This is a genomic window from Sphingobacterium sp. MYb388, from assembly GCF_037479535.1.
Classification (GTDB): Bacteria; Bacteroidota; Bacteroidia; order Sphingobacteriales; family Sphingobacteriaceae; genus Sphingobacterium; species Sphingobacterium anhuiense.
On record NZ_JBBGYV010000002.1, the window covers coordinates 1,099,612 to 1,114,249 of the forward strand.

The following is a 14,638-nucleotide window of genomic DNA, read 5'->3' on the forward strand; positions in this document are numbered from 1 at the left end:
CATGTTACCTGATTGTTGTTAAGGGACTACTATTCAATATGTATGGTTATCTCTTAAGTAATGAATAGACTTGAAACAAAAAAGCTCTTCCATATGATGAAGAGCTTTTTTATTGTCTTATTAAGCGATCTTTATTAAAACCTATATCGCTTCTAAAAGTTGTTTTTCATGTAGTTCAAAATATTGTCCTTTTAAGTTCATAAGTTCATCATGAGAACCTTCTTCCGCAATTCTTCCCTGATCCAACACAATGATTTTATCGGCATTTTTGATTGTCGATACACGATGCGCTATAAACACACATGTCTTTCCTTTCATAATACGGCTTAGGGAAGTCAATATCTGTTCTTCCGTTTTGGTATCTACGGCAGACAGACAGTCATCAAAAATCAAGATCTTAGGTTCTTTAATTAAAGCCCGCGCGATGGAGACACGTTGCTTTTGTCCTCCAGAAAGCGTGATTCCACGTTCCCCAACCGAAGTTTCAAAACCTTGATCAAATCCCATTATATTTTCATAGACTGCGGCATCTTTCGCTGCCTGCTCGACTTGCTCCTGTGTAAAGTGGTCTAGACCAAATGCGATATTGTTACTGATCGTATCTGAAAATAGAAAAACCTCCTGAGGCACAAAGCCTGTTTGTTGCCTTAGATCCTGAAAATCTAGCTTTGTGATAGCAGTGTCGTCATATTTGATGGCCCCCTTGTCGATATCAAACATACGAAGCAGTAAATTCGCTAAAGTCGATTTACCCGATCCCGTTTTACCAATGATCGCCAGTGTTTTCCCTGCAGGAATATGAAACGATAAATCCTTGATCGCTTGAATCCCCGTTTCAGGATAGGTGAATGAAATGTTTTCAACCTTCAGATCTCCTGTAAGTACTTTTTTAATTTCGCCGTTAATAATAGGAGACTCGGTATTTAAAAATTCGTTGATCCGTTTTTGCGATGCTGAGGCGCGCTGTACCAGTGAAGTTACCCAAGCTAAAGACATAGCAGGGAAAGTCAATTGGTTGACATAAATGATAAACTCAGCAATATTTCCCGCAGTGATAGTACCTTTTGCAACTTCCAAACCACCCACATAAATGGTTATTATGGTGCTTAAACCAATTAATAATAGAATTAGCGGAAAGAAGACTGCCTGTACTTTGACAAGTGATAAAGCCGTATTCCGATAGATGGTACTCTCTTCTTCAAAAGAATCCATTTTATATTTTTCTCTGTTGTATGTTTTAATGACTCTGATACCTGCAAAGTTTTCTTGAACAAAAGACGCTAAACGTGCCAGTTGCTTTTGAATTTTCTCACTTCTTTTATTAATGATCTTATTTACAAACAAAATAACAGCAGAAAGAATAGGGATAGGGATAAGTGCATATGTCGCTAGACGGGCATTAACATCATACATAGCATAAATCACCATGATCGATAAGACAACGGTATTGATGGCATACATAATAGCAGGGCCGAGATAATTTCTGACCTGGTTGACATCTTCCGTAGCCCTACTCATAAGATCTCCCGTGTTATTTCTTCTAAAAAAAGCAAAATCTAGTTTTTGATAATGTCTGTAGATTTCATTTTTTAAATCATACTCAATATGGCGAGATGTCAGAATGATTGTCTGGCGCATCATAAACAAGAAAATACCACGAAGCAGAGACAGTAATAAAACTACCCCACCGAAAAATAGCAAACTAGATCCAAAAACTTTATAGATCAATTCTTGTCTTTCAAATCCGTGGTAGAGTTTATATAAATAGATATTCTCTTGTACCAGATCAAAAGCTTCTCGAATTACTTTTGCAGGAAGGATACCGAAATAATTGGAAATTATAACAAAAATTACCCCAGGAACAAGCTTCCAGCGATATTTGTAAAAATATTTATTTAAATAAGCTAACTCTTTCATATGATAATACAAATGTAAAACTTATTCGGCATTTAATTTTCTATTTTACGAACTTATACTGTCACAAACAGTTCATAAGTTTTGTATTTATTTTGAAAGAAAAATTTAGTGTGAAATATATTTTCTACTTTTGTTCCCAAATTACCATAAATAAAACTTGAAGCAGAATTTTATGTCAGCATCTCAAACTCCAATTTTCGAATTATTGGGACAATTTGGTCACCAGAATTTGTTTTTTTGTAATGATGAAGTAGTTGGTTTGAAAGCAATAGTTGCGATTCATGACACTACATTAGGTCCAGCAATAGGCGGTGTCCGCATGTTGCCATATTCCAGTACAGAAGAAGCTATCGAAGATGCTCTTCGCCTTTCTAGAGCAATAACTTACAAATCAGCAATCACGGGCCTTAATCTAGGTGGTGGTAGTGCCGTGATCATCGGTAATCATCGTATAGATAAATCTGAGGTTTTGCTGAGACGCTTAGGGCAATTTATTGAGGGCCTAAATGGTAATTTCATCGCTTCGATCGATGTAGGTATCGGTCAACGCGATTTGGAACATATTTTTACAGAAACTTCACATGTGGCAGGCTTGCCTAAAGCGATCAATGGCGGGGGTGATACTTCAGTCTTTGCGGCACAAGGCGTACTCTATGGTATTAAAGCTTCCTTAAAAGAACTATACGGTTCAGACAGTTTAGCGGGACGTAAAGTTATCGTGCATGGTATAGGAAGTGTTGGTGAGCGTTTGATCGAAATGTTACGTGATGAAAATTCGCGCGTATATGTAAGTGATATTACGGAAGACCGGATGTTGAAAACAGCAGCAAAATACAAAGTTGAAACCATTGCTTTCGATAAAGTTTTTGATTTTGACTGTGATGTTTATGCACCTTGTGCATTAGGGGGGACTGTTAATCCAGAAACTGCCGCAAAAATGCAATGTAAAATTATTGCTGGTGCAGCAAATAACCAATTGAAGGATGAATTGGTTACGAGCAACATCCTGCATGAAAGAGGTATTTTATATGCACCGGACTATTTAATTAATGCTGGAGCATTGGTTAGTTGTTATTCCGAAATACAGGGCTATGGCGCTGATCATACCGAGTTTGTCATTAAAAATATATACAACGCAACACGCGAAGTATTACAAAAATCAAAACAAGAAAATATTTCTTCGTTCCAAGCTGCTAATCAAATCGCAGAAAAACGTATCTTTGACATTCGAAAACTCAAAAGATAGAGAAAACAAACAAACAAAACAATCGTTCTTACATACAAATCGTTCTTTAAAATACTATGTTAAATAGAAGACACCTAAGGGTCAAAGTAGTGCAGACGCTTTATGCGTACAGTTTATCTGAAGATAAAGATATCAAAGCCTTTGAAAAGGCATTATTGCAAAATGTGGATGAAGTGTACGAAATGTACATTTGGACTTTAAATCTCCTGGATGAAGTGGCCGATTATGCATTGATAGATGCAGAAGGTCGTGCAAATAAGTTTTTGCCAACAGAAAAAGATTTATCGCACAACACCAAACTAAGTAGCAATACTTTTATCGAGTCTTTAAGACAAAATCCGCAGTACGCAGAAGGAGTAAAGAAATACGGTGTTTCTTGGAACTTTGATCCTGAAATCGTTCGTACAGTATTCGCTCAATTGAAGCATTCTGAAGATTATGCATATTATATGCAGTCATCAGATCGTTCGATTGCAGTGGAAAAAGATATTATTAAGTTTATCTTCAAAAAAATTATTTTAAAGTCCCCTGTAATTGAACAGGTTTTTGAAGAGAAGTTTATCAACTGGACGGTCGATAAGGAAGTTTTACAAGCATTAATTGCCAAAACATTTAAAAACTTCAGTTCAGAAGAACCGAGACAAAATAAACTGGCAGAGCTTACGCAGAACTGGTACGATGATAAAGATTTCATCTTAAATCTGATTGCAAAAACAATCCGATATACAAATGAATATCAAAAAATGATTACCGAGAAAACAAAAAATTGGGAATCAGATCGTATTGCATTAATCGATACTTTATTAATGCGCATGGCTATTTGCGAATTGGTGAATTTCCCTTCTATTCCGGTAAAGGTTACAATTAATGAGTATATTGAAATCTCAAAAGTATTCAGTACACTGAAGAGTAATACCTTTATTAATGGTATTTTAGATAAAATTTTAAGTGATTTAAATCAAGATGGCCGTATTCAAAAACAAGGTCGTGGATTGAATAATTAAAAATATTGATATGAAAAAAATGAACTATTCACTGCTTTTAGCATTCGGTATCTGGACTTTAAGTTCATGTGGTACCAGTAACAAGAGCGAAAATACAAGTTCAGATTCCGTAAATGCAACAGCAGATACATCTGTAAATACAGAAGCTGCAGCTGGTGCAATCGGTACTATCGAATTTGCAGAGCCTGCATTTGACTTTGGACAGATCAAAGAGGGAGCTGAGGTTACACATACTTTTACGCTGAAAAATACAGGAAATGCACCTTTAATTATTTCAGAAGTTAGAGCTTCTTGTGGATGTACACAACCTGAGTTTTCAAAAAGTCCAGTTCTTCCAGGTAAGACCTCAGATATAAAGGTCACTTTCAAAAGTGAGGGTCAGGTGGGTAAACAGCAGAAAATTATTACCATACACTCTAATGCTTCAAATGGGTTGACGACAGTTCAGCTGAAAGGTGAAGTATTGGCAGCTAAATAATAAAATATAACAAAGATACATATGAACACAGTTTTTTTACAGGCAGCGGGCTCAGGAAGTAGTTTAATGAGCTTCTTACCGATGATTCTTATCGTGGTTGTTTTTTATTTCTTTATGATTAGACCTCAGATGAAGAAACAAAAAGATCATAAGAAATACATTGAAGAATTAGGTGTTAATTCTCAAATTGTAACAAATGCGGGTATTCATGGTCGTATTGTTGAAGTTTCAGAAACAACGTTTTTAGTTGATGTGGGTTCTGGTGTTAAAATTCGTTTTGACAAATCAGCAGTAGCTTTAGATGCTTCTAAAGCATTGAATGCAAAAGCATAACACAACAGAAATTCCAGAAGGCCGATCTTACTAAAATAAGATCGGCCTTCTTATTTAATCACATTCAAATTGCCCTATATTTCATCAGGATATGAAATACAAAATGTTTAAGTTTGTAGTATGGCAAATATTATTCGTATCAGTAAATCACAAAAAAGGAAATTAATCACATTCACGCGGTGTGTTCTTATTTCTTTATTTGCCTGGCTGTTATTTTCCATCTCAAATGAATATGTTATTACTGTTAAGGCAGGAATTGAATATGTAAATTTGCCAGAAAAGCGTGCTTTTCATCCGCAACAATCGGATACTGTTAATATTAAGTTAAAGATGACCGGCTGGCAGGTGTTGTTTTCAAAAGTAAAATCGCAAATTCCGACGGTGCATGTTGATATCAGCGGTTTAAAAAATAAAAATTGGATCGTTTTCTCCAATCAGATCGGTTTCATTAATCGTCAGTTCCCACATGAACAGCTAGTGGTTTCCGTAAGTCCTGATACCCTTTATTTTGATTTTTCAAAACAGACACAACGTAAAGTGCCTGTAAAAGCAATGGCAGATATTCAATTTAGAAAGCAATATGGTTTTATAGGGGAGACGCTCGTGAATCCCAAATATGTGACAATTTCTGGTCCTTATGAGGATGTGGCGAACATTGAATATTGGGAAACAGATACAATCAGAGGAAAAGATGTATCAACAGATTTAAGAACAGTAGCCTATCTTAATAAGAATCAAAGGGCGAACATCAATGTGTATCCAACTTCAGTTGAAGTACTGATGCCAGTAGGCGAATTGACGGAGAAAATTATAGAACTACCCTTAAAGGTTGAAAATAACACACATTTTAAGTCGGTAAGAACGATGCCTAGTAAGGTTGCAATTACGGTTCTAATGTCTGTAAAAGATTATAATAATTATACTGCCCGGGATTTTGAAGCAGTTGTTGATATCAACGATTGGGAAGAAGCAAAAGTCAAATATTTACCAGTTATTTTGACTAAAGTTCCTGATTTTTGTTCTGTTCTGAGAATAGAACCTCAGAATGTTGATTTTTTTGTACGGAAGTAATATGGGAATAAAAGTAGGAATAGCTGGCGGTATCGGTTCAGGAAAAACAATCATATGCCATGTTTTTAAGGTTTTAGGTATTCCCGTTTACAATGCGGATCTAGAAGCAAAATTGATCATGAATAAGAGTGATCAAGTGCGATTGGCAGTGATGCAGGAATTCGGTGATGAAGCCTACAGTAATGGCGTGTTAAACCGAGCGTTTCTCGCAGCTCAGGTTTTTAACGATGCTGCTAAGCTTGCGCAATTAAATCGCATCGTTCATCCGGCAGTCATTCAGGCAGCGGAGGATTGGGCTGATGCACAGACAGCTCCATATTCGTTAAAAGAAGCATCTATTTTGTTTGAAAGCGGCTCTTATAAAAAAGTTGATTACAGTATTTTGGTTACAGCTCCGATAGAAATACGCATTGCTAGAGTAATGGAGCGCGATCAGGTTACTAGAGAGCAAGTCCTTGCGCGGATGAATAATCAGATGTCTGACGAAGAAAAGACGAAATTAGCGGATTTTGTCATTATCAATGACCGCATTACCCCAATAATTCCACAAGTGATGGCATTGCACCATCAATTTCAGAAATAAATTTTTATGTTAAATATATTATCAGACTTTCTGGTTCGAAGACCAGAAGGATATTATTGTCAATATGGTGACTTCTATATTGACGCAATGTTACCCGTTCCGGTAGATGTTGTCTCTCACGGTCATGGAGATCATGCAAGACCCGGTCACGGTATTATTTACTGCACAGCTGTTACAGGCGCTATTATGCATTATCGCTATGCGCAGCAGCCACTATTAAGCTACCGAAAAATAGATTTTAAAAGTAGTTTTCACATTGGCCAAGTTGAATTAACCTTTATTCCAGCAGGACATATTTTAGGATCTGCTCAAATTTTGATGGAGTACAAGGGGGTGAGGTATCTATATACTGGAGATTACAAATTGCAGGAAGATGAAACCTGCGAGCCTATAGAGATTGTACAAGCAGATGTACTGATTACAGAATGTACTTTTGCCGATCCAGATGTTATCCATCCTGATCCCATTGCGGAAATAAAAAAACTAAACGAGCAACCTTTTAATATTCTCTTAGGAACATATGCACTTGGGAAGGCACAGCGGTTGACCGATCTGATTAATAAACATTGCCCTGATCGAAGAGTACTGGTTCATCATGGGATACTGCCACTTCACCGTATTTATGATGATCTGGGACCTAAAAAGCTGGTGTACGAGCAGTATAATCGACGGGAGATGAAAGTGGGCGAACCTAATAAGGTTTATATGGTGCCACCTATGACATTCAATAGTTATATTCGTGCCACCAACGTTGTCCGTGCTTTTGCATCCGGATGGAAGAGGTTGCAGCAACATAATGATCTTTCGCTCTTCATATCCGATCATGTGGACTGGAATGACATTTTGTATTTTATTAAAGAGGTAAAACCACAGGAGGTCTGGACACTGCATGGAGATGGCCGAATATTAAAACAGCATTTTGAAGGTAATCTCGATGTTCGTGATATTTATTAATATCTTATTATCAGCTATTTAATAGCATTTATATAAAAATTTTATTTATATAAATGCTAAAATTTTGCTAAGAATTTCTTTTTGATTTTTGTAGAAAAATGCAGACAACAACTCCAGATAATACGAGAATTAAACTAAAAGGAAATATATAATTCATCCCAAATTGCTTTGCCACCAATCCTACAAGTGGACCGGAGATGCCTAGTGAAATATCAATAAACAAGCCATATGCGCCCAAGGCCGCACCTTTGTTTGCGCTCGAAGCACTTTTTACAGCTTCTACTCCTAACGCTGGAAAAACCATTGAAAATCCCAATCCTGTAATAGCCGCACCGATGATGGTTACAAAAGGTGTAGGGGCAAAGGAGATTAATAATAAACCAACACTTTCGATCAACATGGAGTAGAGGGCTATTTTGACGCCTCCAATTTTATTAATGCTTCCCGTGAGGACAAATCGACCTAAAACAAACATTGTACTGAAGCAGGTGATACAAATTGCAGCATTCTCCCAACCTTTATAATTATAGTACAGGGTAATGAAGGTTGATATCGTTCCAAAACCTATACCCGCCAATGCGAGTCCTGTCCCAAAAGGAGCAACAGATTTGAGAACCGAAAAAAACGAATTCCGAACCTCTTTCGATATAGCATACAGTGCTTTTTTATTAATGGTTGTAATAAGGCCAATAAGCCCGACCAAGGTAGTTAAAAGTGCGATAGACCAATTGCCCAGATGCAGCGACATTAAGACGCCTAGCGGAGCTCCTATGGCCATTGAGCTGTAATTGAAGATTCCATTGTATGAAATTGCGGTACTGGTATGTTGTTCCCCAACACGTAAGATTGCCCAGTTGATCGGACTGGCACCGACCATTCCTTCTCCACAGCCAGTAAGTAATCGGGAGACAGCCAACAAACTTAAAGCAAGAAGCGGAGATGAGCTATTGGAGAATGCAGCCCATAAAAGTATCCCTGTAAGGATAAAGCAGATCATACTGATGATGATAGCAGGCTTAGGACCTTTTTTATCCACAATTGTCCCGGCATAAGCACGCATAAAAAAGGTCATAATATATTGTGAGCCAATTACTGCACCAGCGATAATGGTATTGAATCCCAAAGTTTGATGGATGAATATAGGAAGGACTGCTAACGAAAGACCAATGGTGAAGTAACCGTAGAAGGTTAGAATCGCATAGCTAGCAATCTGAAAGCGGTAGTCCTGCGCCGCTTTTTGTAAAGATTTGGATAACATGCTGCAAAGGAAGCAAACCTAAAGGGGATAAAAAAATAAAAGCCAATATTCTGCATCAGAATATTGGCTTTTATCGTTAATCAATTAAAGTTGATTACCACCCTTTGATCGCTCCGCCTTTGAAAACTTTTTTAGCGATGGCTTCTACTTCCGGTGATTGATAAGCTTCTATAAATTGTTTGATACGCTCATCATTTCTATTATCCTCTCGCGATACAATTAGATTCACATACGGTGATTCTTTGTCTTCAGCAAATAAACCTTCTTTTTCAGGGTCTAAACCAGCCTGAGCAGCAAAAGTATTGTTAATAATAGCAATGATAACCTCTTTGTCATCTAAAACCCGTGGTAATTGGGGAGCTTCAAGCTCCATAATATTTAATCTCTTCGGATTTTCTATGATATCTGTCTTTTTTGGCAGAAGGCCCACATCATCTTTTAATTTTATTAATCCTTCTTTTTGAAGTAACAACAGCGATCTGCCCCCATTCGTTGGGTCATTAGGAATGACAATTGTTGCTCCTGGCTGTAATTCATTGATTGACTTGATTTTTTTAGAATAAGCAACTATAGGAAAGACAAAGGTATTGGCGACTGCGGCTAATTTATATCCGCGCTGTCTCGATTGTTCTTGAAGATAAGGAAGGTGCTGAAATGAATTAACATCAATATCACCTTGGTTCAACGCTTCATTAGGGACTACATAATCGTTAAAAGTTACAAGCTCGACGTCAAGATTAAATTTTTCTTTTGCCACCTTTTTTGCCTCTTCAGCAATGTCTTGCTCTGGACCGGCGACAATTCCTACTTTAAGGACTTTTGAATCTGTTTTTTTTCCGTTACAAGCTGTTAAGCCAAATAGAGCCAATGCTACAACGCAAATTTTAGAATGTAATCTCATAGTTTTTTAAAATAGATGTTAACGATGATTAGCTTTTTTAGACAGGTAATCTCCTGTAAATTGAAGAATAAATACAATTAAAATTAGTAAAATTAATACAGCATTCATAATAAAAGTATCATAACCGATATAACCATATTGGTATCCAATCTGTCCAAGTCCACCTGCACCTACTGCTCCGCCCATAGCTGAATAACCGACTAAGGTAATCAATGTAATTGTCAGATTATTAACGAGTGATGGTAGAGACTCGGGGAGTAAAACTTTGTATATTATCTGTAATGTAGTGGCTCCCATGGCACGCGCAGCTTCAATTAGACCATGCGGAATTTCTAATAGACTGTTTTCAACTAACCTGGCAATGAAAGGTGCGGCAGCGAAACTTAAAGGTACCAAAGCTGCAGTAACACCAATAGAAGTGCCTACAAGCTGCCTGGTAAAAGGTATCATCCAAACGATCAGGATAATAAAAGGTATGGATCGAAATATATTGACCAGTATGGCAAGTAATTGATGAATATATTTATTTTCATGTAATTGGTTTCTTCGTGTTAAAAAAAGAAAAATACCAGTAGGGAGGCCAATCAGAAAACCAAAAAAGCCAGACAGAAAAGTCATGACGATAGTTTCGATAGTACCTTTTATCAATAAATCAATAACTGTATCAGACATATCCTATGATTTCTATTTGTGAGTAATTTGATTTTAAATAGTGGAGACTGTTGCTGATATTATCAGCATCACCAATAAGTTCCAGATTAAGTATGCCAAATTTGATTGAACCTACATAATCAATCTGCGCACTGATAATAGCCACATCAATTGCATATTGCTCATGCAGATGCTTGATAACAGAAGTTTGATTAGAATGTTCTGCAAGATAAATCTGGACGATGGGATTTCCACTCTCTTTCAGACGCTCTTGATAGATTGTCGGTAATTCGGCATGAAGTGACGATTGAATGAAGTGCTTTGTTAATGTCTGCTTAGGTGATGTGAAGATCTGTTCCACTGTGCCAGTTTCGATTAATTTTCCGCCATCAATGACAGCAACTTGATCACAAATGATCTTAATCACTTCCATCTCATGTGTAATCAGCAAGATGGTTAAATTTAATTTTTTATTGATTGCTTTTAGCAACTGCAAAATAGATTTAGTTGTAGCAGGGTCCAAAGCACTGGTTGCTTCATCACATAACAAAATCTCAGGATCACTTGCGAGGGCTCTAGCAATAGCAACACGCTGTTTTTGACCGCCAGATAAACTTGCAGGATAGTCATGTGCTTTGTCTTCCAGTCCTACCAAAGCCAGTAGCTCCATTACCTTTAGCTGAATATCATTTTTCGAAGTGCCGGTCAGTTCCAGCGGAAAAGCGATATTCTGATATACCGTACGGGAGGAAAGTAAATTGAAATGTTGAAAGATCATACCGATCTTGCGTCGATGCTGAATTAAATCCTGATTGGATAATTTCATCAGGTCGACACCGTGAATCAAAATTTGTCCCTCGTCGGGTTTTTCCAATAAATTGACGCATCGGATTAATGTGCTTTTTCCTGCACCTGAGCTACCTATAACACCAAATATTTGCCCTTTTGGAATAGCAAGTGTTACTTGATCCAATGCTTTCGTAAACTTATTTTTTACTGCAAATGTCTTGGAAATGTTAATTAATTCTATCATTTATGTATAGTAAAAACTAATCTTACAAAAAAACCTTTCAAACATGTCCTGAAAGGCTAATGGATATTCAGTAATGGCCATATTAAACAAAGGCATATTACTATATTTTAGCGCAAATGTATCAAAAGTAGCCCTAAATCACAATACTTATATTCACATTACAGGGTTTTGATGCATTCTTCAGTTAGAAATGGGTATTTAAAATTAAAGCCTGTATCAATTATTTTTTGGTTGCTCGCTGTTGTACTTGTCAGCAAAACTTCTTCGCCCATTTGTCCAAGAGCAAATTTTAAAAGAAAAGCAGGTACGTAAATCGGTAGGTAGATTGAACCTACTTTTTGTTTAGCGATACGATCGATTATTATTTTTTGTGCCAGTACTTCTGAGGATACAGCATTGTAAATTCCTACTATTTCATTGTTACGTATGGCTGTTAAATACAACTTGCACAAATCATCGATGTGGATCCAGCTCATTTTTTGTTTTCCCGAACCTAAGTAAGTTGCACTTTTAAACTTTAATGATTTGGTCAATTCTTTTAAAGCACCCTCATCTTTACTGAAAACTACGCCTAACCTGAAAATGACCACTCTTTTATGCAATAATTCAACAGGTTTTACGCTGTCTTCCCATAGCTTGCAGGTCCAGCTTAAAAAATCCGTACCCTGTTCTTCATTTTCAGTAAAAGCATGTCCGGGTTTTTTGTCTGCTCCATACCAGCCAACTGCCGATGTTGAAATGACAGCTTTAATTTTGTTAGGAAGTTGCTGTAGCGCTTCTGCGATTAAATTACCACTATTAACCCGGCTGGAGATCAGTTCTTGACGACGCTTCTTCGTCCATCGCTTGTCAGCAATGCCAGCTCCAGCAAGATTGATAATATAATCTGCCCGTTTTATCGCATCATTGTTTATACGTTTAGTATCTGGATCCCAGTGTAAATGTTCAATATGATTGCTGTCTTTATTTACGCTGGGGTTTCGACTGAATATAATGACATGAAACCCTTCGCTAACAAGCAATTTTGTTAAATGTCGACCAATAGTTCCTGTACCTCCTGCTAGAATGACTGTTTCCATAGTTCCAAGATCTTTAAGCTTATAAATAATGTGATCGTTTCTCATAGCCAATTTAATTTTTATTTATCATATTCCACCCTTATTCAAATTAAAAAATGGTTATTTTGCTGTATATAATAGAGTAGGATTTTAAAATATGAATTATTTTGATGAGCTTAAAACGCTCTTGAATATAGAACAAGACTTTGATCGTGAGCAATATGAAACCCTTTTGCTAAAGTCAAGCTTGAATGAAAGAAAGTTAAAAGGTGTGACCTGGTTTCCGATTCAGATTAAAGGTGAAGAGATGGGGCGTGGTGATTATCTGACCATTACATTATCCAAAACAAATAACCAGGAGGATGAACATCGTTTTCGTTTTGGTATGCCGGTCGCTCTTTTCTCGAATCATGATCCCCTGGTTGATCGGGCAGAAGGACTGATTTCTTTTGTGAATAGAGATACAATGAAAATTGCATTGCGGGTCGATGAACTGCCTGACTGGACGAGAAGAGGTAAACTTGGGGTGGATCTTTTATTTGATGAAAATTCATATAAAGAAATGCATGAAGCATTAAGGAAAGCCAAAGAACAGCGTTTAGATTTAAATGAAGGAAGACTGATCCGCGAGATAATAGGTGAGGAGGAGTTAAAGGGATATAAAAAAGAAATTAATTACGATAACGGTACTTTAAATCAGAGTCAAAATGAAGCCATAGTTCATATTCTAAGTGAGAATCCGATTTCCATTATACATGGCCCTCCCGGTACAGGAAAAACGACAACTTTGGTCAAAGCAGTACAAGCCCTACTGAAAAAGGAAAATAAGCAAATTTTAATTGTGGCACCGAGTAATACGGCAGTTGATGTTTTGACCGAACGATTAGATGCCGCAGGAGTGTTAGTGACACGTATTGGAAATCCCGTCAAAATTTCAGAACATTTACAAGAATTAGCACTTGATGCCCAAGTGGATCAGCATCCGGCAAACAAGGAAGTCAAGTTACTCAAGAAAAAAGCACGGGCTTACACCGAAATGGCTCAGAAGTATAAACGAAGTTTTGGAAGATCTGAACGGGAACAGCGTAAAGCACTTTTTGATGAAGCTAGAAAAATAGGAAAAGAAATTGGCGATATACAAGATTTTATGGTCGCAGATATTCTGGATAAAGCACAGGTTGTTACTGCTACTTTAGTCGGATCCAATCAGTACGCAGTCAGAAATAGAGTATATCAGGTTGTTATTATCGATGAGGCAGCACAGGCTTTAGAACCCGCTTGTTGGATTCCGATTCTAAAAGCAAATAAGGTGGTGCTTGCAGGTGATCATTGTCAGCTTCCTCCCACGGTGAAGTCAAATGCCCAGATGAATATCGGTCTTTATCATACGTTGTTTGAAAAATTAGTAAAACGTTATCCTGAACATGTTTCTTTATTAAACGTTCAGTATCGGATGAATGAAAAGATTATGCAATACCCTTCTACGGCACTATATGATGATCATCTCATTGCAGGAGATCATGTACAGCATTGGACGCTCAAAGAAGATTCGGAACCTGTTGTTTTTATTGACACTGCAGGGGCGGGTTTTGAGGAAGAACAGGATGGTACAGCAACATTTAATGTAGGGGAGGCTCGTTTTGTTATCAATCATTTGAAACAATCATTGGTATCTTTTGAACAGGTTTATGATGAAAGTGATTTTCCGGCGATTGCAGTTATTACTCCTTACCGGAGACAAGCGACAGTGCTCAATGAATTATTAGTAAATGATGAGCAGATTGTTCCCTTTCGTCATCATATCCAAATTAACACTATCGATAGTTTTCAGGGGCAGGAAAAAGATATCATATATATCAGTTTAACAAGGAGCAATGATCAGCAGGCAATCGGTTTCCTTTCCGATGTGCGTAGGATGAATGTTGCTATGACAAGGGCAAAGAAAAAGCTCATTGTGGTGGGGGATAGTGCCACTGTGGGTAAGCATGAGTTTTATGATAATTTTATTAAATATGTAGATACCATGCAAAGCTACCATAGTGTTTGGGAGTGGGATTTGGGCGAATAGTTAATATAACATGAAATTCTAACGGAAATTAGTAGCAGATGTATTGAATTAATCTGCTATTTTAGCAACTTGACGAATTTTTA

The 14,638-nt window shown here is 37.1% G+C and carries 14 protein-coding genes; 8 read left to right on the forward strand and 6 right to left on the reverse strand.

Annotation, left to right across the window (positions count from 1 at the left end; genetic code table 11):
• Window positions 1-141 precede the first annotated feature (141 nt).
• Window positions 142-1,917, reverse strand: coding sequence for an ABC transporter ATP-binding protein (locus WH188_RS10365; RefSeq protein ID WP_132772705.1), 1,776 nt, complete (start codon window positions 1,915-1,917; stop codon window positions 142-144).
• Between the two features lie 172 nt (window positions 1,918-2,089).
• Between WH188_RS10365 and WH188_RS10370 the strand changes: the two genes are divergently transcribed.
• The 7 genes from WH188_RS10370 (at window position 2,090) to WH188_RS10400 (ending at window position 7,586) form a co-directional block, all read left to right on the forward strand.
• Window positions 2,090-3,163 (forward strand): Glu/Leu/Phe/Val family dehydrogenase, encoded by a 1,074-nt coding sequence (locus WH188_RS10370; protein ID WP_031287814.1) that lies wholly within the window; start codon window positions 2,090-2,092, stop codon window positions 3,161-3,163.
• 56 nt (window positions 3,164-3,219) lie between these two features.
• Window positions 3,220-4,167 carry a transcription antitermination factor NusB gene (gene nusB, locus WH188_RS10375; protein WP_021189220.1) on the forward strand — a complete coding sequence of 316 codons (948 nt, stop codon included), beginning with the start codon at window positions 3,220-3,222 and terminating at the stop codon, window positions 4,165-4,167.
• 10 nt (window positions 4,168-4,177) lie between these two features.
• The gene (locus WH188_RS10380; protein ID WP_021189219.1) at window positions 4,178-4,645 is read left to right on the forward strand and encodes a DUF1573 domain-containing protein; all 468 of its coding nucleotides are present in this window, start codon (window positions 4,178-4,180) and stop codon (window positions 4,643-4,645) included.
• Between the two features lie 21 nt (window positions 4,646-4,666).
• On the forward strand, window positions 4,667-4,978 hold the full coding sequence (gene yajC, locus WH188_RS10385; RefSeq protein WP_021189218.1) for a preprotein translocase subunit YajC: 312 nt from the start codon (window positions 4,667-4,669) through the stop codon (window positions 4,976-4,978).
• A 120-nt stretch (window positions 4,979-5,098) separates the two neighbouring features.
• A complete protein-coding gene (locus WH188_RS10390) occupies window positions 5,099-6,049 on the forward strand; it encodes a hypothetical protein (RefSeq protein ID WP_132772709.1) in 951 nt (316 codons plus the stop codon).
• Window position 6,050: 1 nt separating this feature from the next.
• The gene (coaE, locus tag WH188_RS10395) at window positions 6,051-6,632 is read left to right on the forward strand and encodes a dephospho-CoA kinase (RefSeq protein WP_339423897.1); all 582 of its coding nucleotides are present in this window, start codon (window positions 6,051-6,053) and stop codon (window positions 6,630-6,632) included.
• A gap of 6 nt (window positions 6,633-6,638) precedes the next feature.
• Window positions 6,639-7,586, forward strand: a complete 948-nt coding sequence (locus tag WH188_RS10400) for an MBL fold metallo-hydrolase (RefSeq protein WP_339423898.1) — start codon at window positions 6,639-6,641, stop codon at window positions 7,584-7,586.
• Window positions 7,587-7,653: 67 nt separating this feature from the next.
• Here the strand turns inward: WH188_RS10400 and WH188_RS10405 are convergent, their stop codons facing one another.
• The 5 genes from WH188_RS10405 to WH188_RS10425 all read right to left on the reverse strand — a co-directional run bounded on the left by WH188_RS10405 (window position 7,654) and on the right by WH188_RS10425 (window position 12,553).
• Window positions 7,654-8,844 (reverse strand): MFS transporter, encoded by a 1,191-nt coding sequence (locus WH188_RS10405; protein ID WP_132772712.1) that lies wholly within the window; start codon window positions 8,842-8,844, stop codon window positions 7,654-7,656.
• Window positions 8,845-8,938: 94 nt separating this feature from the next.
• Entirely contained in the window at window positions 8,939-9,745 is an 807-nt protein-coding gene (gene metQ / locus WH188_RS10410) for a methionine ABC transporter substrate-binding lipoprotein MetQ (protein ID WP_132772714.1), read from the reverse strand.
• Window positions 9,746-9,763: 18 nt separating this feature from the next.
• A complete protein-coding gene (gene metI, locus WH188_RS10415; RefSeq protein WP_132772716.1) occupies window positions 9,764-10,417 on the reverse strand; it encodes a methionine ABC transporter permease MetI in 654 nt (217 codons plus the stop codon).
• On the reverse strand, window positions 10,410-11,429 hold the full coding sequence (locus WH188_RS10420; protein WP_132772718.1) for a methionine ABC transporter ATP-binding protein: 1,020 nt from the start codon (window positions 11,427-11,429) through the stop codon (window positions 10,410-10,412). The genes metI and WH188_RS10420 overlap by 8 nt, the downstream gene beginning before the upstream one ends.
• A gap of 158 nt (window positions 11,430-11,587) precedes the next feature.
• Window positions 11,588-12,553 carry a TIGR01777 family oxidoreductase gene (locus tag WH188_RS10425; RefSeq protein WP_168127473.1) on the reverse strand — a complete coding sequence of 322 codons (966 nt, stop codon included), beginning with the start codon at window positions 12,551-12,553 and terminating at the stop codon, window positions 11,588-11,590.
• 91 nt (window positions 12,554-12,644) lie between these two features.
• On the opposite strand from WH188_RS10425, the gene WH188_RS10430 reads away from it, so the two are divergent.
• Window positions 12,645-14,555 carry an AAA domain-containing protein gene (locus WH188_RS10430; protein WP_183912059.1) on the forward strand — a complete coding sequence of 637 codons (1,911 nt, stop codon included), beginning with the start codon at window positions 12,645-12,647 and terminating at the stop codon, window positions 14,553-14,555.
• Window positions 14,556-14,638: the final 83 nt, after the last annotated feature.

What these genes read in the sequence shown, in the direction of transcription:
- WH188_RS10425 (WP_168127473.1), bottom strand. Translation starts at nt 12,553, where the DNA reads ATGAGAAACGATCACATTATTTATAAGCTTAAAGATCTTGGAACTATG.
- coaE (WP_339423897.1), top strand. Translation starts at nt 6,051, where the DNA reads ATGGGAATAAAAGTAGGAATAGCTGGCGGTATCGGTTCAGGAAAAACA.
- WH188_RS10380 (WP_021189219.1), top strand. Translation starts at nt 4,178, where the DNA reads ATGAAAAAAATGAACTATTCACTGCTTTTAGCATTCGGTATCTGGACT.
- yajC (WP_021189218.1), top strand. Translation starts at nt 4,667, where the DNA reads ATGAACACAGTTTTTTTACAGGCAGCGGGCTCAGGAAGTAGTTTAATG.
- WH188_RS10370 (WP_031287814.1), top strand. Translation starts at nt 2,090, where the DNA reads ATGTCAGCATCTCAAACTCCAATTTTCGAATTATTGGGACAATTTGGT.
- WH188_RS10400 (WP_339423898.1), top strand. Translation starts at nt 6,639, where the DNA reads ATGTTAAATATATTATCAGACTTTCTGGTTCGAAGACCAGAAGGATAT.
- WH188_RS10390 (WP_132772709.1), top strand. Translation starts at nt 5,099, where the DNA reads ATGGCAAATATTATTCGTATCAGTAAATCACAAAAAAGGAAATTAATC.
- WH188_RS10430 (WP_183912059.1), top strand. Translation starts at nt 12,645, where the DNA reads ATGAATTATTTTGATGAGCTTAAAACGCTCTTGAATATAGAACAAGAC.
- WH188_RS10405 (WP_132772712.1), bottom strand. Translation starts at nt 8,844, where the DNA reads ATGTTATCCAAATCTTTACAAAAAGCGGCGCAGGACTACCGCTTTCAG.
- metI (WP_132772716.1), bottom strand. Translation starts at nt 10,417, where the DNA reads ATGTCTGATACAGTTATTGATTTATTGATAAAAGGTACTATCGAAACT.
- nusB (WP_021189220.1), top strand. Translation starts at nt 3,220, where the DNA reads ATGTTAAATAGAAGACACCTAAGGGTCAAAGTAGTGCAGACGCTTTAT.
- WH188_RS10365 (WP_132772705.1), bottom strand. Translation starts at nt 1,917, where the DNA reads ATGAAAGAGTTAGCTTATTTAAATAAATATTTTTACAAATATCGCTGG.
- WH188_RS10420 (WP_132772718.1), bottom strand. Translation starts at nt 11,429, where the DNA reads ATGATAGAATTAATTAACATTTCCAAGACATTTGCAGTAAAAAATAAG.
- metQ (WP_132772714.1), bottom strand. Translation starts at nt 9,745, where the DNA reads ATGAGATTACATTCTAAAATTTGCGTTGTAGCATTGGCTCTATTTGGC.